Origin of the sequence: uncultured Rummeliibacillus sp., from assembly GCF_934216135.1 — a bacterium.
Lineage (GTDB): Bacteria > Bacillota > Bacilli > Bacillales_A > Planococcaceae > Rummeliibacillus.
Window position 1 is genome coordinate 142,169 of record NZ_CAKQBI010000005.1, and the last position, 20,467, is coordinate 162,635.

General features: G+C 34.6%; 23 protein-coding genes and 1 tRNA gene. 3 read left to right on the plus strand and 21 right to left on the minus strand.

What is annotated here, in order from left to right; translation table 11 throughout:
• The first annotated feature begins 51 nt into the window (after positions 1-51).
• Positions 52-375, plus strand: coding sequence for a hypothetical protein (locus Q0977_RS05285; RefSeq protein WP_299511165.1), 324 nt, complete (start codon positions 52-54; stop codon positions 373-375).
• A gap of 120 nt (positions 376-495) precedes the next feature.
• Here the strand turns inward: Q0977_RS05285 and Q0977_RS05290 are convergent, their stop codons facing one another.
• From Q0977_RS05290 to Q0977_RS05300, 3 genes are read right to left on the minus strand one after another with little or no spacing between them, the layout of a single operon-like run.
• On the minus strand, positions 496-663 hold the full coding sequence (locus Q0977_RS05290) for a hypothetical protein (protein ID WP_158582385.1): 168 nt from the start codon (positions 661-663) through the stop codon (positions 496-498).
• Between the two features lie 34 nt (positions 664-697).
• Entirely contained in the window at positions 698-1,165 is a 468-nt protein-coding gene (locus Q0977_RS05295) for a hypothetical protein (protein ID WP_119416570.1), read from the minus strand.
• A 28-nt stretch (positions 1,166-1,193) separates the two neighbouring features.
• Positions 1,194-1,520 carry a YnfA family protein gene (locus Q0977_RS05300; protein ID WP_119416569.1) on the minus strand — a complete coding sequence of 109 codons (327 nt, stop codon included), beginning with the start codon at positions 1,518-1,520 and terminating at the stop codon, positions 1,194-1,196.
• A 153-nt stretch (positions 1,521-1,673) separates the two neighbouring features.
• Between Q0977_RS05300 and Q0977_RS05305 the strand changes: the two genes are divergently transcribed.
• Positions 1,674-2,252: a histidine phosphatase family protein gene (locus Q0977_RS05305; protein WP_119416568.1), complete on the plus strand. Its 579-nt coding sequence runs from the start codon at positions 1,674-1,676 to the stop codon at positions 2,250-2,252.
• A gap of 52 nt (positions 2,253-2,304) precedes the next feature.
• Here Q0977_RS05305 and Q0977_RS05310 read toward each other — a convergent pair whose 3' ends face one another.
• On the minus strand, positions 2,305-3,177 hold the full coding sequence (locus Q0977_RS05310; RefSeq protein ID WP_233548117.1) for a LysR substrate-binding domain-containing protein: 873 nt from the start codon (positions 3,175-3,177) through the stop codon (positions 2,305-2,307).
• Between the two features lie 115 nt (positions 3,178-3,292).
• Here Q0977_RS05310 and Q0977_RS05315 point away from each other — a divergent pair, with 115 nt between their 5' ends.
• Positions 3,293-4,492, plus strand: a complete 1,200-nt coding sequence (locus tag Q0977_RS05315; RefSeq protein WP_299511168.1) for an MFS transporter — start codon at positions 3,293-3,295, stop codon at positions 4,490-4,492.
• Between the two features lie 72 nt (positions 4,493-4,564).
• Here Q0977_RS05315 and brnQ read toward each other — a convergent pair whose 3' ends face one another.
• The 17 genes from brnQ to Q0977_RS05400 form a co-directional block, all read right to left on the minus strand.
• Positions 4,565-5,905: a branched-chain amino acid transport system II carrier protein gene (gene brnQ, locus Q0977_RS05320; RefSeq protein ID WP_299511170.1), complete on the minus strand. Its 1,341-nt coding sequence runs from the start codon at positions 5,903-5,905 to the stop codon at positions 4,565-4,567.
• Between the two features lie 211 nt (positions 5,906-6,116).
• The gene (locus tag Q0977_RS05325) at positions 6,117-6,806 is read right to left on the minus strand and encodes a YitT family protein (protein WP_124217445.1); all 690 of its coding nucleotides are present in this window, start codon (positions 6,804-6,806) and stop codon (positions 6,117-6,119) included.
• 98 nt (positions 6,807-6,904) lie between these two features.
• Positions 6,905-7,462, minus strand: a complete 558-nt coding sequence (locus tag Q0977_RS05330) for a histidine phosphatase family protein (RefSeq protein WP_124217446.1) — start codon at positions 7,460-7,462, stop codon at positions 6,905-6,907.
• Between the two features lie 163 nt (positions 7,463-7,625).
• Positions 7,626-8,843 carry a multidrug efflux MFS transporter NorA gene (gene norA / locus Q0977_RS05335; RefSeq protein WP_299511174.1) on the minus strand — a complete coding sequence of 406 codons (1,218 nt, stop codon included), beginning with the start codon at positions 8,841-8,843 and terminating at the stop codon, positions 7,626-7,628.
• 81 nt (positions 8,844-8,924) lie between these two features.
• Positions 8,925-9,761, minus strand: a complete 837-nt coding sequence (locus Q0977_RS05340) for a MerR family transcriptional regulator (RefSeq protein ID WP_119416560.1) — start codon at positions 9,759-9,761, stop codon at positions 8,925-8,927.
• Positions 9,762-9,778: 17 nt separating this feature from the next.
• Complete coding sequence (locus tag Q0977_RS05345) at positions 9,779-10,066, minus strand: DUF2087 domain-containing protein (protein WP_241155045.1); 288 nt, start codon at positions 10,064-10,066, stop codon at positions 9,779-9,781.
• Between the two features lie 186 nt (positions 10,067-10,252).
• Positions 10,253-10,666 (minus strand): NUDIX hydrolase, encoded by a 414-nt coding sequence (locus tag Q0977_RS05350; RefSeq protein ID WP_119416558.1) that lies wholly within the window; start codon positions 10,664-10,666, stop codon positions 10,253-10,255.
• An 82-nt stretch (positions 10,667-10,748) separates the two neighbouring features.
• Entirely contained in the window at positions 10,749-10,979 is a 231-nt protein-coding gene (locus Q0977_RS05355; RefSeq protein WP_119416557.1) for a hypothetical protein, read from the minus strand.
• Between the two features lie 33 nt (positions 10,980-11,012).
• Positions 11,013-11,462 carry a hypothetical protein gene (locus Q0977_RS05360; RefSeq protein WP_119416556.1) on the minus strand — a complete coding sequence of 150 codons (450 nt, stop codon included), beginning with the start codon at positions 11,460-11,462 and terminating at the stop codon, positions 11,013-11,015.
• A gap of 339 nt (positions 11,463-11,801) precedes the next feature.
• Positions 11,802-13,604, minus strand: a complete 1,803-nt coding sequence (gene glmS, locus Q0977_RS05365; RefSeq protein ID WP_299511177.1) for a glutamine--fructose-6-phosphate transaminase (isomerizing) — start codon at positions 13,602-13,604, stop codon at positions 11,802-11,804.
• A gap of 620 nt (positions 13,605-14,224) precedes the next feature.
• Positions 14,225-15,577, minus strand: coding sequence for a phosphoglucosamine mutase (glmM, locus tag Q0977_RS05370; protein WP_299511179.1), 1,353 nt, complete (start codon positions 15,575-15,577; stop codon positions 14,225-14,227).
• 45 nt (positions 15,578-15,622) lie between these two features.
• Positions 15,623-16,906: a YbbR-like domain-containing protein gene (locus Q0977_RS05375; RefSeq protein WP_299511182.1), complete on the minus strand. Its 1,284-nt coding sequence runs from the start codon at positions 16,904-16,906 to the stop codon at positions 15,623-15,625.
• Positions 16,906-17,748 (minus strand): diadenylate cyclase CdaA, encoded by an 843-nt coding sequence (cdaA, locus tag Q0977_RS05380; RefSeq protein ID WP_119416552.1) that lies wholly within the window; start codon positions 17,746-17,748, stop codon positions 16,906-16,908. The genes Q0977_RS05375 and cdaA overlap by 1 nt, the downstream gene beginning before the upstream one ends.
• A 117-nt stretch (positions 17,749-17,865) precedes the next feature.
• Positions 17,866-18,486, minus strand: a complete 621-nt coding sequence (locus tag Q0977_RS05385; RefSeq protein ID WP_299511188.1) for an anti-sigma factor — start codon at positions 18,484-18,486, stop codon at positions 17,866-17,868.
• A 13-nt stretch (positions 18,487-18,499) separates the two neighbouring features.
• Positions 18,500-19,063, minus strand: coding sequence for an RNA polymerase sigma factor SigW (sigW, locus tag Q0977_RS05390; RefSeq protein ID WP_119416550.1), 564 nt, complete (start codon positions 19,061-19,063; stop codon positions 18,500-18,502).
• Between the two features lie 262 nt (positions 19,064-19,325).
• Positions 19,326-20,231, minus strand: coding sequence for an arginase (gene rocF / locus Q0977_RS05395; protein ID WP_119416549.1), 906 nt, complete (start codon positions 20,229-20,231; stop codon positions 19,326-19,328).
• A 162-nt stretch (positions 20,232-20,393) separates the two neighbouring features.
• A tRNA-Lys gene (locus tag Q0977_RS05400) sits at positions 20,394-20,466 on the minus strand.
• Position 20,467: the final 1 nt, after the last annotated feature.

Consider the following 20,467-nt stretch of genomic DNA (forward strand, 5'->3'; position numbering starts at 1 on the left):
GGTTAACCCCATACTTTACTCTATTGAAAACTGGAACGAGGAGGATTTCATATGGTTAGTACTGTATTGATCACTATTTATGTTTGTTTAAGTTTAATAGCAATTATTTTATGGGGCTATCAGCAAAAAAAGGAAAATACAAATACTATTAAACTAATAACAGTTATCTATTATGTAGTTGTGCATTTCTTATTTTTTATGATGATTGTCTTTATGACTATTTCCATTCAACTATTTATTCTTTTAAGTATCCTTGTTATTAGTTCAAGAATGTTAAATGGCAAAGTATTGTTTGGTCAGATGCATCTATCACATCATACATTTATGCTGTTTCTTTTATTTGCCATCGGAATTATTCGCTATTCAGGCTATTAAAACATTCTTCTTTGGAAAGAATTGATCCATTTCAGCAAAGATAAAAAACAATCGTTTATATGAAAAGACGCCACTAATTTCGGTGTCGTCTTCATTTTTTTAATCTATGTATTTTGATACTTAGTTTGAGAAAATCCTTTTTACCAATCCCCAAATCATTTTTGGAATAAATAATAATATATTCATGATTACATTACCTAAAATATCATCTCGAATCCCCTCAAATAAATCTCTTATATTATTCGTTTTCTTATCCTTTTTCTCCTTCTGCTTTTTGATATCATCCATCTATAACCGTCCTACTTTCTATAATCTTGGTCATTTACCACAAGTAATCCACTCGTTTTACCGGAATAGAATGAAAAACATCTTCTAACTGTAACAGATTTGTCTTTTCCTCTAAAATAAGCTCTAGCTCATTTGGACCCTCTAAAGTTAATGTTAATGTTCCATTATTAGATTGTGATGTTAGCATAGATTCTAGCTCATTAATTTTCACCTTTATAATGTCTTCAAATCGAATAATTACATTCCCTCTTTGTTTTAAAAATTGGTCACGCGAAGTTATATTATCCAATTTTGCTTCTTTCTTTTTTCCTCTAGGAACAACCCATATTTTACGTAATAGCCAATATAAGATCCCAAGAATTATGGAATTTCCGTAATAATCTTTTTCTCCATAAAATTGTCTACCTATTTGTCCAAGCCATAGTTCTTCCTCTTTCACATATATCTTATAAAAGCGATTCCTTCGTAGATAATGAATCCTTGTTGCATAGAAAAATTCCATATCTATCCTCCCTATTCCTTAATAACAGCTAATGTCTCGGTGCAAATAGTATGATTGAAGCACCTATTATACAGACAGCCGCTCCCATCCAATCATATAAATCTGGTGTTTCTCTATCAACTCCCCACCCCCATAATATTGAAAGTACGATAAATACACCGCCATACGCTGCGTATACTCTACCGAAATAAGGAAAACTTTGGAATGTTGCAATAACCCCATAGATAACTAATATAATCCCGCCAAATACTCCCCAATATAAGGGCTTACCATCCCTCAAACACAGCCATATTAAATATCCGCCACCGATTTCTGCTAGTCCTGCTAGTATAAATAAAATAATGGCATTAATCATTATTTTCACATCCTTACAACAACTATTTCTATATAAGTCATTATAACTTTTCTCCTCTATAAAAGAGAATTCACTTTTAGATAGGCAATATCCCAAGAAAATCCAAGCAAATGCATATAGTAAACTATGCGATAAACGAGGGGGAATAATTGAATGACCTATCTTCAAAAAGAATGCGGAGAACCTTCGTTACTGAATTCTCTCCAACAAGGCGGATATATTTTATATACCCGACACGGAGAAGCTAACATTGGAACAGACCAACCATATCTAGATTTTAATAACTGCAATACCCAAAGAAATCTTAGCGATAATGGAAGAATGCAAGCCACTTTATATGGCAACATCATTCGAAACTTACACATTCCAATTGAATATCCTATACTCGCAAGTCCGTTTTGTAGAACGATAGAAACAGCTGCTCTAGCCTTTGGCGGTATGAACGTTCAAGTGGATCCTATTGGCTTTGACATTTTTAAATTAGACACGAACTTAAATCCATTGGAACAGCAGAGAATTTTAAATAACCTTCAATCAGAATTAGAATTACTCCCAAGTATGGGTAAAAACAAAGTAATGGTTGCTCATAGTTTTCCAAAAGATGTAGGTTTAGGAACCATTCCATATATGGGCACTGTTGTAGTAAAACCACTTGGTAAAGGTAATGGCTATCAAATCGTCGCAAGATTATCCTTAGAACAACTGCAATATCTATGGAGTATGTGTTCGTGATAAAGTTTAAATGGCACTTGGCTAAGTTAGGTAAACCAATATTTCATGTTTTTTATTCATAATTAGAACTAGTAAATTCAACAAACAATTGTGCAGAAGCGCTTAATGCAGCATCCGCTTTCCATGCTAGCCCTACTTCACGTTGGCAATTAGTATCCGCAATCTCAAAGCGATGGATGGGGAGTGCTTCCAATCCTGAGTAATAAGGTAAAATGCCAACACCCAAGTTAGCAGAAATAAGCCCTGCAAGTGTCGGTACTTCTGTTCCTTGGAACACGACATTTGGCGTGAATCCAGCATCTCTACACCATTTCAACACCTGTTTTTGCATCAATAAATGATCCTTGTAACCTATAAAAGGCTCATCTCGTAATGCTTGAATGGAAATAGACGTTTCATGACTTAATGGATGATTAATCGAACAGTATCCATAAAGCTGTTCTTTTTTTATAGGCAGCCAGTTGGATTCACCAAAGGATTTACTGAAATTGGTGACAAGGCATAAATCGACTTCGTTATTTTCAAGAAGTTCTAACGCTCTTTGTGAATTACATTGTTGGAGATCAAATTGAATATCCGGATAATTTTCTTTAAAACTTCTAAGAATCCCCGGCAAAATTGTTGTACCAATTGTTTGTAAAAAGGCAAGACGGATCGTTCCTTGTAGTGGATCTTTTAAACTTTGTAACTCCTTTACCCCTCGATCAAGTAGCAGTAAGCTTTCCTCAACAAACCTCAAAAATTTCTCACCATAAACACTTATCTCTATTGACCGGCCTATTCGATTAAATAATGGAACGCCCAATTCAGCTTCTAATTTATGAATTGCTTTTGTAAGAGCAGGCTGTGATACATGTAGTAGGTTTGCAGCATGATTGTAATTCTTCGTCTTGGCAATCGCTTGAAAATAGCGCAGCTGATGCATCTCCAAAAGATCCAACCTCCTTTTATAAACATTGGTTATTAAATCAATAATAACTCACTATTAGACGTTATGGTTATATGAGCGTACCATTGAAATCTGTAGGAGGGAAATTTCAGTGGACGTTTCAACAACAAATACAAATCATAAAATTACATTGGGAATGTTAATAGGAAGTCTTGTCACTTTCGCAAATCTTTATGGCCCTCAAACATTCATCCAACATTTTACTCATGACTTTGATATGAGTGCATCTGAATCTGGTTTGGCATTATCCATCTCAACTTTTACACTTGCATTCGGTATGTTAGTTATGGCTGCTATTTCAAATACATGGGGCCGTAAAAACATAATGGTATTCTCACTTATGAGCTCATCTATTTTATATTTACTTGTCGGTTTCGCACCAAACTTTGAAGTATTACTAATGATTCGGGCGATCGAAGGATTTGCATTGGCAGGTTTCCCTGCAATCGCTGTTACTTATTTAGCAGAAGAATTATCAGGAAACCAATTTCCTAAGGCCCTTGCTGTCTATATAACTGGTAGTGGTTTTGGTGGCTTCTTTGGTCGTATCGTTTCTAGCTCTATATTGGATTTATCAAACTGGCATACTGCCGTATTTGTTTTGGGTACATTAACACTCATTCTTTCAATCATTTTTATCTTTCTTGTAGAACCTTCAAAGAATTTTATCGCACAGGAATTTTCGATAAAGAACTGGATTGGTGGTATTTTAGCTGCATGTAAGGATACAAAACTATGGTTTTTCTATGGACTTGGTTTCCTTGCACTTGGCGTTTATGTAGCTATGTTCAACTATATAGGCTTTCCCTTGATAAAAAGCTTTGGGCTAAGCCAAACAATAGTCGGCTTCATCTTTATCTTCCAATTGATGGGTTCTGTTGGTTCTATGACTGTCGGCAAATTAAGCGATCGCTATACTCGCGGACAAATGCTTTTTGCTAGCCTTGTTGTTGCTCTAATTGGTATTAGCTTAACCGCAGTACATCATTTACCAATAGTACTCCTTGGATTATTTGTGTTATCTTGTGGATTTTTTGCATGGCATAACTTAGTCAGTGGCTGGGTTAGTAGCTCTGCTATTCCTACAGCAAAAGCTTATGCATCATCCATATATCTATTGTTTTATTATGTAGGCTCCAGTGTGGTCGGTACAGTTGGAGGTCATTTCTACGATGCAGACGGTTGGAATGGTGTTGTCGGAATAATGATTGCTTGTTGTATCATTGGATTTGTCTTACTTGGACTTGTAGAAATGAAGTTAAAGAAAATAACAAAACATGCTGCAATTTAAGAATATAAAACTAAAAGAAGAACAAAGATTCTCTCTTTGTTCTTCTTTAGATTTTTTTAGGAAATTCTCTGTCTAATCTTTTTTCACAATTACATAAACATAACCAATCAACGCACCAACTATAGCAGGGAGTACCCAACCTAAACCAATTTCATAAAAAGGTAATACACTTGCATAAAACTTCTCAATGGAATCTAAAAAACTAACCTTTGCTTCTGGTAGGTTTTCTACTAATGATTTATACCCATCAATCAGACTCACAAAGAATGTTAAAAACATAGACAAAGCATAGACACTACGACGTGCTTTAAATACTGGTGCCACTAATGTCAGTAAAATAAGGACGATTGCTAACGGGTATAAGAACATTAAAACTGGTACAGCAAATTTAATAATGTTGTCTAAACCAAAATTCGCGATAACAAATGATATAAAGCATAAGATAAATACAAACCATTTATAACTTATTTTCGGAAATACATCGTGGAAAAATTCACTACATGAAGTGATTAACCCAATGCTTGTTTTTAAACAAGCTAAAACAATAATAATCGCTAAAAGTATTCCACCGAATGAGCCAAAGTAATGCTTTGCAACAGCCGCAAATATTAACCCACCATTTTCAAATGAACCAACAGCTTCAATACTTGTCGCACCCATGTATGTGATAAAACCATAAATAAGCATCATCAATGCCATTGCGAAAATTCCTGACTTCCAAGTTGCCTTTGCAATTTCTTTTGTACTTGTAATACCTTGACTCTTTATCGCATTAATCACAACAATACCAAAGGCTAACGATGCCAACGCATCCATTGTATTGTATCCTTCTTTAAAACCTTTCATAAACGCTTGATCCACATATTCACCTACAGGATTTTTAAAGCTCCCCATTGGAGAAATAATACTTGTAATGATCAAAATAAATAAGAATACTAAAAATGCAGGTGTTAAGTATTTTCCGATATAATCCATAATTTTGGCTGGATTTAACGATAGATAATAAACAATAGCAAAGAATACCAAGCTAAACAACGCCAACATTAAAGTGATATGGTTGGATGAGACATAAGGTTCAATCCCTACTGCAAATGGTACCGTTGCTGTTCGAGGAATCGCAAAGAATGGGCCAATTGTTAAATAAAGTGCTAATGAAAAAACAATTCCAAACAATGGATGAACACGACTACCTAAATCACGTAAACCATTACTCCCTGATAAACCAATTGCCAGAATCCCCATAAAAGGTAGGCCAATTGCAGTTACTAAAAAACCAATCAGTGCTGGCCAAAAATGTGTACCTGATAGCTGACCAAGCTGGATTGGGAAGATTAGATTACCTGCTCCAAAAAACATTCCAAATAACATGGTCCCAATTACTGCATATGTTGAAAAAGATATTTTTGACTGCATGTCTGAAGCTCCTTATTACTTAAATTTTATATTTTATATAGTAATTTCAGTATATTATCAATTTTTCCGCTATACAATAACCCTTTAAGACGATAAAAAGAAACTTTTCACATAATGCAGTTTTAAATGGTCTTTGAAATTTCATTTTTAAAAGAAAAAAACCTCCGTTTCCGGAAGTTTTATTATTTTGCAGACAATCCTTACTGGTAAATTAAGAATGTATCTGTTGTTCTTTTTCTGGATTTGACTTATAAAGCCAATGATTAAGGGGATCCTTCATCAGTTTCATATAAAAGGCAATAATTTTACCAACCATATATGCCGCAATAATCGTCCCAATACCGATTGAACCAAGTCTATGGATTGTAACTAAACATACAATAGTTGCCAAGATAACATTTGCTACATCACTAATTATCTTAGCTTTGCTAAATTTCCATTTAAAATGATCACTAATAACGTAGGTCAATGAATCATAAGGCATTAAAGGTAATTTGGAATTCAAGTAAAATACGAGACCAAAACCTACTATAAATAGACTGATGATCATATAAATCCAACTATCAAATGTTGAATTTGGAGTGGGTAAAAAATGTTTTGTTATCCAAAGTGCTGCATCATTAAAGAAACCAAATAAAAAGGCTACAATCAATTGGATACCAAAATCTTTTAAATCTATGCGGCGGTTTAATAAGACTTGAATTATGATAAAAATGATATTTGCAAAGATAGTTGTCATTCCAACAGAAATTCCCGTTGCAAGCGTAATTGCATAAGCAAGCGATGAAACTGGTGAAACCCCTAAATTTGCTACAATTGAAAAACTAATCCCTAGCGCCAAAATAAAAAGACCTGCTATATAAATAAGCAAGCGCTTAGCGGTTATTCCTCCATTTTTCATTAAACTATTCCTTCTTTCTACTATTATTGTATCAATAAATTTAACTTCATAACAGAAGATCTGAACAGTTTGTTAGAAGGAACAATCATTTCAATAAGTTACTTAACTATTTCATCCAAATTCCATACTCTCTTATAGCACCATTCACCTTCGCTATATTCTAATAAAAAGACATCTGGATTGGTGACTTTTTTCCAATCTTCAAATGATACTTCCTGATTCAACTTTTTTAACAGCAATGTAATAATATTTCCATGACTAACGATGATCGTATTTTCGGTATCAGAATCTTTTACTTCATTGATTACATTAAAAATACGTTCACTCGCTTCCCTACTTGATTCTCCACCTTTAAATTTTAAATCTATATTATCAAACGTCTGCTTTAACTTTTCCATCCAATCAGGATAATTTTCGATACTTAAAATACGTTCCGATAATCTCTCATCTACTTGTATGTTTAAATTTGTTTTATTCGTAAAAGGTTCAATTGTTTGAATAGCTCTCGTCATAGGGCTAGAAATTACTCTTTGAATATTTTTATCTTTAAAAAATAATGCTAGGTTTTCCGCTTGTTCTTTTCCTTCTTTTGTTAATAATGCTTCAACTTCTTGCCCATCTGCCCTACAGTGTCGAACGACATATATTCTTTTCATCTCACTTTTCCTCCACTAAATAATTATTTTATTTATTGAAAATTTATTGTATCAGAAAATTCTGTTTAATTTGCACAGATATGCCCTTTCATATATAAAACAAGCCCCGTTTCTAATGATAGAATACGGAGCCTTTTACTTTTTAGAGAAAAAATTCGAATTCTTATTCCTCTGCTATTTCTTTGCGTTTATTAGGAGTCGAATTCTTATTCATCATCTTCTTCGAGTCTCTCCATACTAATGCAGTAATTGAACCAATTATTAATAAGACCGTTGCAAAATAATACGGGTAATTGATATTCACATCATACAGCAGCCCTCCAATTATCGGTCCAATAACATTAGCTAAAGAAGTAAACATCGAATTCAAGCCACCAACAAAACCTTGGTCATCCCCAGCGATTTTAGATAAATATGTTGTAAGGGCTGGACGGATTAAATCAAAGCCGACAAATGCAAAAAAGGACACTAGCATAATTGACAAGTAACCATTAACCACGGTAACGAGAAATACAAGAATGACTGAAAATATGAGACTATACCGAGTGACGTTAATCTCACCAATCTTTCTTGTTAATCGGTCAAATAGCAACAATTGTACGATTGCTCCCATAATACCTCCACCTGTAATCGCAATTGCAATATCAGATGGTGTAAAGTTAAACTTCTTATCTACAAATAAACTAAAAAAGGATTCAAATGATGCTAAACCAAATGATGAAATAAAAATTAAACTAAACGGGATTAAGAATATCGGCATCAATAGTTTACGTAAACTATTTGTTTTTTCTGTTTCCGTAGATTCATTTACATTTTGTTGTCGTATTGGCTCCTTTAATGCCACTAAAGATAGAAAGCCCGCAACACATCCTAGAATTGCAGCTGCAAAAAATGGGATTCTTGTACCGAATTCAGCTAAGAATCCCCCTATCCCCGGTCCTATAATAAAACCTGTACTGATCGCAGCTGACATATAGCCAAGTGCCTTTGAACGGGTTTCAAATGTTGTGATATCTGCGATAAAAGCTGTCACTGCTGGCATGATGAAAGCTCCGCTAATACCACCCAAAATACGTGATAAAAATAAAACCTCAATACTTTGACCAACAGCAAATAATAATTCTGAAAGTGCAAATATAAATAGTCCAAGTACAATCATAATTTTTCTACCAAAACGATCGGCTGCTTTCCCAGCAAAAGGTGAAACGATTAGTTGCGTCAACGCAAAAGCAGCTGTCAAATACCCAACTACAGATCCACTTATCTTAAATTCATTCATAATCGTTGGCAATATAGGAATGACAAGTCCGATTCCTAAGAAAGCAATAAATAAGTTCCCTAATAATATCGTTAAAACCATATTATTCTTGTTGTTACCCATGAGGATGCTCCAATCATTTTTTATAGCAATGTAAACCGCTCCTTCAAAGATAAACCTTATAGCAACTATAAGGTCAAGAGTTTAATCTTCTATTTTCAACTTTAACTCAACGATGACCTGTTCTTCCTTGTTTGGTGAATAGTGCATTGGCATAACAATTTCAAAGACGTCCATTTCTGTTTGAATCTGCTTTTTCTCGATATATGCATATAACTTTTTATAATGTTCAATATATGCCTTTGGAGAATAAACAAAAGCAATACTAGCATAACGACCAGAAGGCATTAATCTTACTGTGATGTTATCCTCGGCTAATTCAATAGACTTTTCCGTCAATATGGGTATGAAAATAAATTGATAGATAATATCACTTATAGAATGATAGTTTTTCAAAGGATATATACTTCCGTATCGAGTTGTTTGTACGCTGCCCTCATTTTCAATTGCTTTCATTAGTTTTATAGTATCTTCTGCTGAAGTAGATTCAGCTGTAACGTTTGTTACCTCTAAACAGAGTATACGTGAAGCATCTTCTCGCTTTTCGTATACTTCGCCAAAGCTAGGGATTGAAAGTTGTTCAAGCATTTGTTTTCTAGTCTTACGTAATATATATTGAGCCTCTTTTAATTGGGCTAACTGATTTTCTATTCTCTTTTCCTGTTCTTCTAAAAAAGGAATCATATCCTCCACAGCATAATGTTGTACCTCTTTAATCTTATCAAGAGGAGTTCCGACGTATTTCAAACTTTTAATGAGGTCCAACGTATAAAGCTGCGATTCTGTATAATAGCGATAATTTGTCAAAGCATCTGTATAAATTGGTTTAAATAAGTCAATTCGATCATAATAACGTAGGGTTTGACCAGATAAATTAGTCATCTTCGCCATTTGCCCAATTGAATAATAGTTAGATTTCAAAAAATCAGCCCCTTAGTTCATTCTTTCACCCAATATATCGAACAATCATCCGTTCTCTCCATAAAACCATATTCGATTAAATAGCGACGAAGTGATACATAGTCCACATGAACAGTTTTTAGTATATTGTTCACTTCTTTCTCAGGATATTTTCTTCCTTTGTTAAAACGCTTTAGTATATGTTGCAAAATAATAATTTTCTTCATTTCCTTTCTTGGAATTATTTCAATTCCTTTATCTAGCCCATTTTTAAAATATGTCTGTAAAACTTTTTTCTTCTTTTCTACTGAAATTGCAACTTTCATCCACTTGCGTTGCCCCATTATGAATTGGTTCATATAAATGTAGTTGCTTTAATAATCGTATTAATACAAGAAAAACTTTTGCCTGCCTCTCTTTCTCTCGAAGCTTAATAAAAACGCCACTGAATTACAGCGACGTTTTTATCTATTTCTTTTTAGGATTATAATTTCATTTTTTACATAGCCATTTCAATTATGCATTGAAGTTTTTAATAGTGTTAGTAAAATATCTTTGTCTTCAGGATAATCAAGAGGGAGTTTTTCCAGTTCAACAACCGATTTCCAAGCAATTTCTACTATAATTTTATCTGGATCGTGATAAGTAATAACTCCAGCGATGATTTCACATAAGAAATAATCTGTTGTGACATGGAACGCATCAATCACTGCTTCCTTTGTATGCAAATCTCGAATTATTTTTACTTTATATCCTGTTTCTTCCCACACCTCACGAATACAAGCTTGCTCGGAAGACTCACTATGCTCAATGCCACCTGAGGGTACACTCCAACTATTTCTGCCCTTGCCACGAACCATCAACAATTTACCCCGTAAAATAATAATTGCAGCTGCACCAATCCATTCTTTATTGCTATTTTGCATTAGATGAGTCCTCCTGATAATCATTTAAATATTTCGAAACTGCATGTATTTTTTTCTAACTATATATTCGGTACTAATAGTGTTACACAAACTGAAAAACAATCGTACATATGAAAATAATAATAAAAAATATAACAACTCCATAGCCAATATACTTTATTCCTTTTGGTTTATTATGCAATTCCCACCTTTTCTCATTAGATTGAAGCCCCATTGCTTCGTTATCCGACTTTATAGGATTAAAGACTTCTACTTCTTGATTTGTTATGCCTTCTGTACCTATTGAAATATGATGTTTATCTTTTTCTTCCAAAGTCATTTCCTCCTATCATTAATTGCTTTATGATTACCTAACTTCAACAACAAAGATATAATTTGAACTGCCATTATCCCAATTTGCAAAAACATTGTATACATGTTTTCCTTTTTCTTTTGGCAATCGTATTACATTTCTTTTTATTGGAATACTCTCTGAATCTTTATTATTAATCCATCTATTAACCCCTAATGTATTTTCTATTGGCTCTTTTTTATATTTTATTTTCAATTCAGATTGTGCTGATACCGTTATAGGTTTAAGATTTTTAACATTGATAATTTCATGTGGTGAAACGGTATCAACACACTTTGCATCAATAAGTCCCTCCCAACAATATGATCCTTGTGCCACTTCTACTTTTTTCCCTTCAACAGTAAGGATCGGTTTGGGTGGGTTTGAATTTAATAACTCAATAACAAAATAACTCCCAACAGTTAACGCCACTATCGCTATTAAAATGAAGACATTCCTTTTCATATTTTTAATACATCCCTCCATCTATAAATCATATGAATAGACTTGATATACATTTCAACTCATTTAAAATTCAAACGTTAATTCACCAAATCAACAGATTAATAACCTAAACTACCTGTTAGATCATAAGATTAAAATAGATAATATTACTCTAGTTCTCGGTCTATTAAAAAAATCCTTTATGTAAATATAAAACGCCAGATTCCTTGTTTATTTCGATAAACAAAAAGCACGATCCAACAAAAATTGAATCGTGCTCATAATTATTAAATTTTGGTCGAATGTGTCAGTTCCCGACTTTGTTGTCTTTCAACAATAACTGTTTCTCCGTTGAACCAACTACTCAACAGTCACTGATTTAGCTAAGTTGCGTGGTTTATCAACATCACAACCACGGTATAGTGCTGCATAGTAACTGATTAGTTGTAGGGCTACTACAGATACAAGTGGTGTTAGCAGTTGGTGCACATGTGGTAGAACAATTGTGTCTCCCGCTTCTTCCATGCCTTCCATTGAGATAATGCATGGGTTGGCACCACGTGCAACAACTTCTTTTACATTTCCGCGAAGATTTAGGCTCACATTTTTTTGAGTGATTAATGCGAATACCGGAGTGCCGTCCTCGATTAAAGCGATGGTACCGTGTTTTAGTTCGCCACCTGCAAATCCTTCTGCTTGAATATATGAGATTTCTTTTAGTTTTAATGCGCCTTCAAGACTTACATAGTAATCTACAATACGACCTATGAAGAATGCATTTCGTGTTGTCGCTAAGAATGAATCTGAAATTTCTTTTAGACCATCTTTGTCATCAACAATTGATTGGATTCCGTTAGCTGCAATAGCAAGTTCAGCTTTAAGATCAAAGTCTAATTGTTTACCTTGTGATTGTGCTTCTACATAGGCAACAATCGCAAGTACTGCTACTTGTGCGACATATGCCTTCGTTGATGCTACTGCTATTTCGGGACCAGCATGTAATAGCAATGTGTAATCTGCTTCACGAGATAATGTTGATCCTGGTACGTTTGTGATAGTTAAAGCAGGGTGACCAAGTTCTTTAATCTTCACTAATACTTGACGGCTGTCAGCAGTTTCACCTGATTGAGAGATGAAGATGAAGAATGGTTTTTCAGATAGCAATGGCATGTTGTAGCCAAATTCACTTGAAATATGAACTTCTACAGGAATACCAGCAATCTTTTCAAAATATTGTTTTCCTACAAGACCAGCATGGTAACTTGTGCCTGCAGCGATAATATATAAACGATCTGCTTCATGAAGTGCTTCTGCAATTTCAGATGGAATCGTTAAGTTTCCTTCTTCATTTTGATAAGCTTGAATAATTTTACGTACAACACCTGGTTGTTCATCAATTTCTTTTAGCATGTAATGAGGATATGTGCCTTTTTCAATGTCGCTCATATCTAACTCAGCTGTATAAGGAGCACGTTCTACAACAGTGCCATCTAGTTTTTTAATCGTCATCGAATCTTTACCAACGATAACGATTTCTTTATCATGCAATTCGATATATTGGTTTGTGACTTGAAGCATTGCCATTGCATCAGATGCAACAACATTGAATCCTTCACCTACACCAACTAATAATGGGCTTTTGTTTTTTGCAACAAAAATTGTTTCAGTATCTTCTGCATCTAGTAAAGCAAGTGCATAAGATCCGTTAACAAGCGTTAATGTATGACGGAAGGCATCTTCAGTTGTCATACCATCATTGACGAATTTCTCAACGAGTTGAACAATAACTTCTGTATCTGTATCAGATTGCATTTCAACACCTTGTAAAAATTCATCTTGTAATAGATGATAGTTTTCTAATACACCATTGTGCACTAAAGTAAAACGACCTGAAGCACTTTGATGAGGGTGTGCATTACGACGATTTGGTACACCGTGAGTTGCCCAACGTGTATGTCCAATTCCAACAGTAGCTTCAACGTTCGGATCGACTTCTTCACGTAAATCTGCAATACGGCCTTTTTCTTTAAAAACTGTTACACCATCATTATTGATAAGAGCGATACCCGCAGAATCATATCCACGGTACTCTAATTTTTCTAAACCCTTTAATAATATTTCTTTGGCATCTAGTAAGCCATTATATCCAACAATTCCACACATTTAAATTTCCTCCGAACTTTCGCAAAATTAGCCGTATAAAAGTAGCCTTCCCCTAAATAGGTGAAGTACACAAAAGTACAGCTGCTATTTTGCCTTCTTACTCTCTCTGTCTGCTCAATTACTTGAGCCATTTAAAAGTAAGCATACGATCGGGCACTTGCGACCGGGAGGCATCCGCCGAACATTTCGATACTCCTCCACCTCGTCTACTGAAGTTTCTACGCTCGATTTCTTCAGTACTGGCGCTATAACTGTTTTCCGATTTCTCGCTTCGATACGACCCTCCTTAGCAAAATACTAATCTTTTTTAAGAGGTTAGACCTTTAAAAATTCTTAGCATTCTCATCATACTGAAAACACTTTTCATAGTCAATTACAAACATGCATTGAAAAGGTTTACAATACAAAAATAAAATCAATTACCTTATTATACGCAATTGGCTACCATTTTGTTGCATGTTTTTATTAAAAAAGTTTGTCATTACTATTACAGATTTTACAAACTTAGTATTCACTATATGAATTATGATTTAACACCATCATAAATTTTTTGCACAAAAAAGAAGAAATCCCGTCTAAGAGATTTCTTCTTTGTCAATTTATCAAATTTCTTTTAACGATTAATCTTTTAATCCCATTTCTTCACGAACGACATCTGCAATTCGTTTGCAATAAGATTCGCATAGTTCACTTGATGGTGCTTCTACCATGACACGAACTAATGGTTCTGTACCTGAAGGTCTAACTAAGACACGTCCATCTCCGTTCATCTCATGTTCAACTTGGTCAATGATTGCTGCTACTTTTTCATTTTCTTTCACAGCGTGTTTATCTGTTACACGAACATTGATAAGTTTTTGAGGGAAGATCGTCATTTCAGAAGCAAGATCTGATAATTTCTTGCCGGTTACTTTCATTGTATTAACTAATTGTAAGCCAGTAAGTAAACCATCACCTGTTGTATTATGATCTAAGAATACGATATGACCTGATTGTTCGCCACCAACATTATAGTTACCTTCACGCATAGCTTCTACTACGTAACGATCTCCTACTTTAGTTTGGATACTATGCATACCATTTTCTTCTAAAGCTTTGTAGAAGCCCATGTTGCTCATAACAGTTGAAACAACTGTATCTTTTTGTAGTTTTCCTTCTGCATGTAAATGTTTTGCACAAATATACATGATTTGGTCTCCATCGACAATTTGACCATTTTCATCAACAGCGATTAAACGGTCTCCATCACCATCAAATGCTAAACCTACATCAGCACCTTTTTCTTGAACAAATTGCGCAAGTTTTTCAGGATGTGTTGAGCCGACACCATCATTAATATTTAAACCATTTGGAGAAGAACCCATAGTAGATAAATCAGCTTCCAAATCAGCGAATAGATGTGTTGCTAAAGCTGATGTTGCACCATTTGCACAATCTAATGCAATATGAATACCTGTAAAGTCTTCATATACGGTTTGTTTCAAATACTGAATGTATTTTTGTCCACCTTCAAAGTAATCAGTAACAGAACCAAGGTCACCACCTGTTGGACGAGGTAGTTGGTCTTGTTCTTGATCTAGTAGAGCTTCAATTTCTTCCTCTTGTGCATCTGATAATTTAAAACCGTCTGGGCCAAAAAACTTAATACCATTATCTGCAACAGGATTATGTGATGCTGAAATCATAACACCAGCTTGAGCGCTCATTACACGTGTTAAGTAAGCAACTCCTGGAGTACTAATCACGCCTAAACGCATAACTTCTGCTCCTACTGATAGTAATCCAGCAACAAGCGCTCCTTCTAACATTTCGCCTGAAATACGTGTATCTCGTCCAATTAATACTTTTGGACGTTCTGTGGTCTCTTTCGTTAAAACGTATCCACCAAAGCGTCCCAATTTAAATGCTAACTCAGGTGTTAGCTCACTATTGGCGACACCGCGGACGCCGTCTGTTCCGAAATATTTACCCATTTTGTATTCTCTCCTTCAAAACTATATCCATTTTTACAAATCTGTTTAAGACAGTTGTTTTACCTTTAGTTTTATAGTACTTGGTGTAGCTTTCCATGTAGTACCTGATGGGCTGCTTCCTACTATTTTTAAAGTATTAACTCCTTCAGTCACATTATCTGCATCAACATAAAGCTGTATGTCTGATTTTTTGACATTTGATAGTTTTTGTTGATCACCAGTAATTACAACTGATACATAATGATCTGCATTTTCATCAATGGTGTATTGTTTTGTATCTAAATTTCTTATTTGCACCTTAACATTTTCTAATGTTTTTATAGATGTATTTGATGTTTCATCTTGTTCAATTGTATTTTCACCTTTTTGTTGATCGGTAGTAATGGATTCATCTAATGATACATGAACTTTCAATTGGTTTACAGAAAGTTTTGTCACACCTGTTGGTTTTGGCAAATTAACAATTACATCACCAGATTTTTTTAATTTCGTAACATCTACAGCAACAGGAAATGTGGTTATTTTTTCTAAATCCTTCTTTGAACCAAACAATGTAATGTAGTTTGTGTCAGTATTTAATGATTTTACTTTCGAACCACTTTTAGGACTGCCTTTCACATTTAAGGAAATTGGCACTTCCTTATTATACTCCCCAATGTCAACTTTCACTGGTACAGTTGCTGGTTCGACTATCACGTCGAGTTTGTTCATATCTCTGTCCAGGACTTTAACCTCTGCTTCTTTTGTAAAGGACTCTGTAGCTGAAAATTGACCCGATAACATCGCTTTAATATAAACAATACGGTCAACAGCACTTTTTGCCCCAGTTACTGTTACTTCATTAGGATTTGCATACATCGATTTAACAAAATAATTAGAAGCTAGTTGGCTTTCATTAAAATCGGGTTCAACCTTAAATGTTCGTGTTACCTTTTCTTCTATTGAAACATTAACAGTGGCTGGTTCAACTCGAACTTTTAACTTATTTGAAAAGCCCTTATATTTAAATTTGACTTTATGTTTACCTATAGTTGCTTTGCTTAAATCTAAGTAAACTTGGTAATCTTTAATCGTCTTTTTTTGAAATACCAGTGCATACGGACCTTCAATAGACACATCTACGGTTTGAGGAACACCGGAGACAATCAAGTTTTCATTGTCATATAGTACTTTTACTGGGACATCATGAATAATCTCAGATTGGCGGTCAGATGTTGTCGTTGTATTATTTTCAGTACTTGTTTCAGACTTTACGGTAAAGAAAATTAGTAATGTTAACGCAAGGGCTGTAATACGTACAAACCATGGACTATCAATTAGTTTATCCATCACTTTTTATCACCCCTCCAGTTCCATTTGGAGGTACTAATTGCTGAAGTTGACTCCCCGAACCATGCGCGTTGCAAACGAGATTCAAATTCTTCAATCGATAAATCACGATGTAAATCTCCATTTATCGTTAAACTAATAGCACCTGTTTCCTCTGAGACAACAACTGTTACTGCATCAGTCACTTCACTTATTCCAATTGCTGCACGATGTCGAGTACCTAGTTCTTTCGAGATGAATGGACTTTCTGACAAAGGTAGATAACATGCTGCTGCAGCTATCTTATTCTTTTGTATAACCACTGCTCCATCATGAAGCGGTGTATTTGGTATAAATATATTAATGATTAACTCAGAAGAAATTTCGGAGTACATTGGTATACCAGTTTCAATATAATCATTTAACCCTGTATCACGTTCAATTGAAATAAGCGCGCCAATACGACGTTTAGCCATATAACTTACTGATTTAGACATAGCAGATACCAATCTTGCTTGTTCTTCTTCCTCTTGTAAATTGCTTCTAGCAAACAACTTCCCTCTACCTAATTGCTCTAATGCCCTACGCAATTCAGGTTGGAAAATGATAATGATTGCTAAGAAACCATAATTTATAACCTGCTTTGTCATCCATCCTAGCGTCGTTAGTCCAAAATAAACTGTTATAATCCGAATAATTATAATAACGAAAATACCTTTTAAAAGCTGAACCGCCTTAGTACCGCGAATCAATGTTAATATCTTGTAAATCACTAACCATACTAATAAAATATCAATTACATTTAATACCATTTTCACCCATTGGTTGCTGGTGAATTGTGTAAATTCATTAATAAAAGACATGTGGATCCCCCACTTTTCTAGCGAGTACTATATATCAAGTATAGCACATTTACCTTTCTTTCTACCTGTATGAAGCAGAAAAGCCCACTATTTTAAAAGTAGACTTTCCATACTAGTTTATTCATTTTTCTCAATAAAAGACCATGCGTTTTTTGCACTGCTTTTTATTTTATACCATAGCCATTCAAACACTTCATCGACTTCATCAATTTGACCAGTTACATTTGCCGTAGAGGCCATATATTTACCGTTAATAACTGTTATATCACCATCAACAGCACCTTTTACAATAATATCACCATTCTTCACAACAATATCACCTTTTACGGTTTCACCTTCAGGGACTATAACTGTTTGCCCCTCCACTTGTAGGTTTGGCTGTTTGGTGAAAGAAAACTCTTGATCGTTTTTATATCCCGAAAATAGAGAGGCACTCATAAAAATACAAAACAATGCAGCAGCGACAAAAAAGGGATGTCGCCGTAGCCAACTTTGGACACCTGTTCGCATTTTTCTTTTAGGAAGTTTTTGCATAACTTGTTCTACAAAATTTGGAGGCACTTCTATAACAGCTGCACTTTTGACGAACGCTATGGTACTTGTTAACTCTTGCATATGCTGTTGACAATCCTTACAATCTCGCATATATGCCTTTAGCTCTTGCTCATGTTCGCGGCTAATGTCCCCATCTAAATATTCATGCATGTATTGCACGATATGTTCAGGGCATGTACTCATAGTGAAACCCCTCCTACAAATTGCCTAATTGCTTTCTTAATGCTTCACGACCACGATGAATACGTGTTTTTACTGTTCCTAGTGGCATATTTAAAATATCGCTAATTTCCTGCAACGGCAATTCTTCCATATACTTTAAGATAATAACTACACGATACTTTTCCGGCAAGCAACTAATCTCATATTGGATTCTTTCTTGCAATTCCATTCTTTCAACTTCTTCATCAGGGAGTCGATTAGTGGAAGCAATTTGAGAATACATATCCAATCCATCAGTACCTGCAATTTCAGCATCTAAATAATAGTCCGGTTTCTTTTTCCTTATCCTATCAATACATAGATTTGTTGCTATACGAAATAGCCATGTTGAAAATTTTCTTTTTAAATCGAAAGTGTGCAAATTTGTATATGCACGAATAAAAGCTTCTTGCGCAATATCTTCTGCTTCGTGTCGATTGTTCAACATACGATAACATACATGATATACCTGTTGCTGATAGAGGCTCACAATATCTGAATACGCTTGTTGATCACCTTTCAGCACTTGCTTTATTCTTTTGTTGACTAACGCATCCATGTGATTTCCCCTCCGCTATGCGGTTACCCGTTATATACGAACAAGTTACTTTTATGGTTTCATTTTTGTTTGAAATTTTTAAATAATATTCTTTATATTTTATTATACCAATACTTCCAGTAAATTACTTACAACTTTTATTATTTTCTCCACACAAAAATAACTCTAAAAAATATAATAAAAGAGCCGATTGAAAGTCACCGACTCTTTTTAATCTTTGTAAAAAGTTTTAGATTTACTTAAACGTGAAAAATTTTTAACCTTAGACTAATTTTTCGCCAAATAGAGAACCCATTAAGGCAACAGCTACATCAGCTGTTTTATTTTTTTCATCAAGAATCGGATTTACCTCAACAAACTCAGCAGAAGTGATTAATCCTGAATCCTGTAACATTTCCATCGCTAAATGACTTTCACGATATGTAATTCCTCCTGGCACTGGAGTTCCAACCCCTGGAGTATATATAGGATCAATCCCATCTAAGTCTAATGATAGATGCACCCCATCTACATTCTGCCCTCGTAAATAGATAATGGCATCTTGTATTACATCCGTCATTCCTAACCGATCAATTTCATGCATTGTATAAACTCTTATTCCCTTTTGATGTATTAACTTTTTCTCACCTTCGTCAATTGAACGAGCTCCAATAATAACAATATTCTCTGGTTTAACTTTAGGTGAATAATCTCTTATGTTCACTAATCGTTCATGCCCTAATCCCATACTAACTGCTAATGGCATTCCATGAATATTACCTGTTGGTGAGGTATCACTCGTATTCATATCTGCATGAGCATCATACCAAATGACACCTAAATTTTTATAGGCATCTGATATTCCCGCTAATGTACCAATTGCAATACTATGATCTCCCCCTAAAACCAATGGAAATTGGCCAACAGCTACAACTTTATGGACTTTATGTGCTAATTCGATATTCGCATTAGCAACGGCATCTAGATTTCGTAAAGTTGTATGATTAGAATTCCCCTTTTTTGAATGATCTATATAGATATCTCCCTCATCTACTACGCGATGTCCAATTGATTGTAAACGCTCGATTGCACCTGCATATCGAATTGCACTCGGCCCCATATCTACCCCTCTACGTAGCTGTCCCAGATCCATAGGGACTCCAATTATCGAAATATCTAATAGTGCCATAAAATCATTCCCCCCTTTATATTCTATCCTCATTTTAAGGGTAGGAACACATATGGCTCAACAAGACAATTTCCTGTATTTTTATACAATTCAAAATTAAAAATAAGACATAAAAAAACCTTCCTCTTATTAAGTAAGAAGAAGGTTATATCTTATATTTGATGAGTCATGCAGGATTCGAACCAGCGACCCTCTGATTAAAAGTCAGATGCTCTACCAACTGAGCTAATGACTCA

Excerpts from the sequence above, each read along its gene's own strand:
- Q0977_RS05285 (WP_299511165.1), top strand. The coding sequence starts at position 52 with ATGGTTAGTACTGTATTGATCACTATTTATGTTTGTTTAAGTTTAATA.
- Q0977_RS05290 (WP_158582385.1), bottom strand. The coding sequence starts at position 663 with ATGGATGATATCAAAAAGCAGAAGGAGAAAAAGGATAAGAAAACGAAT.
- Q0977_RS05295 (WP_119416570.1), bottom strand. The coding sequence starts at position 1,165 with ATGGAATTTTTCTATGCAACAAGGATTCATTATCTACGAAGGAATCGC.
- Q0977_RS05300 (WP_119416569.1), bottom strand. The coding sequence starts at position 1,520 with ATGATTAATGCCATTATTTTATTTATACTAGCAGGACTAGCAGAAATC.
- Q0977_RS05305 (WP_119416568.1), top strand. The coding sequence starts at position 1,674 with ATGACCTATCTTCAAAAAGAATGCGGAGAACCTTCGTTACTGAATTCT.
- Q0977_RS05310 (WP_233548117.1), bottom strand. The coding sequence starts at position 3,177 with ATGCATCAGCTGCGCTATTTTCAAGCGATTGCCAAGACGAAGAATTAC.
- brnQ (WP_299511170.1), bottom strand. The coding sequence starts at position 5,905 with ATGCAGTCAAAAATATCTTTTTCAACATATGCAGTAATTGGGACCATG.
- Q0977_RS05325 (WP_124217445.1), bottom strand. The coding sequence starts at position 6,806 with ATGAAAAATGGAGGAATAACCGCTAAGCGCTTGCTTATTTATATAGCA.
- Q0977_RS05330 (WP_124217446.1), bottom strand. The coding sequence starts at position 7,462 with ATGAAAAGAATATATGTCGTTCGACACTGTAGGGCAGATGGGCAAGAA.
- norA (WP_299511174.1), bottom strand. The coding sequence starts at position 8,843 with ATGGGTAACAACAAGAATAATATGGTTTTAACGATATTATTAGGGAAC.
- Q0977_RS05345 (WP_241155045.1), bottom strand. The coding sequence starts at position 10,066 with ATGAAAGTTGCAATTTCAGTAGAAAAGAAGAAAAAAGTTTTACAGACA.
- Q0977_RS05350 (WP_119416558.1), bottom strand. The coding sequence starts at position 10,666 with ATGCAAAATAGCAATAAAGAATGGATTGGTGCAGCTGCAATTATTATT.
- Q0977_RS05360 (WP_119416556.1), bottom strand. The coding sequence starts at position 11,462 with ATGAAAAGGAATGTCTTCATTTTAATAGCGATAGTGGCGTTAACTGTT.
- glmS (WP_299511177.1), bottom strand. The coding sequence starts at position 13,604 with ATGTGTGGAATTGTTGGATATAATGGCTTACTAGATGCCAAAGAAATA.
- glmM (WP_299511179.1), bottom strand. The coding sequence starts at position 15,577 with ATGGGTAAATATTTCGGAACAGACGGCGTCCGCGGTGTCGCCAATAGT.
- Q0977_RS05375 (WP_299511182.1), bottom strand. The coding sequence starts at position 16,906 with ATGGATAAACTAATTGATAGTCCATGGTTTGTACGTATTACAGCCCTT.
- cdaA (WP_119416552.1), bottom strand. The coding sequence starts at position 17,748 with ATGTCTTTTATTAATGAATTTACACAATTCACCAGCAACCAATGGGTG.
- Q0977_RS05385 (WP_299511188.1), bottom strand. The coding sequence starts at position 18,486 with ATGAGTACATGCCCTGAACATATCGTGCAATACATGCATGAATATTTA.
- sigW (WP_119416550.1), bottom strand. The coding sequence starts at position 19,063 with ATGGATGCGTTAGTCAACAAAAGAATAAAGCAAGTGCTGAAAGGTGAT.
- rocF (WP_119416549.1), bottom strand. The coding sequence starts at position 20,231 with ATGGCACTATTAGATATTTCGATAATTGGAGTCCCTATGGATCTGGGA.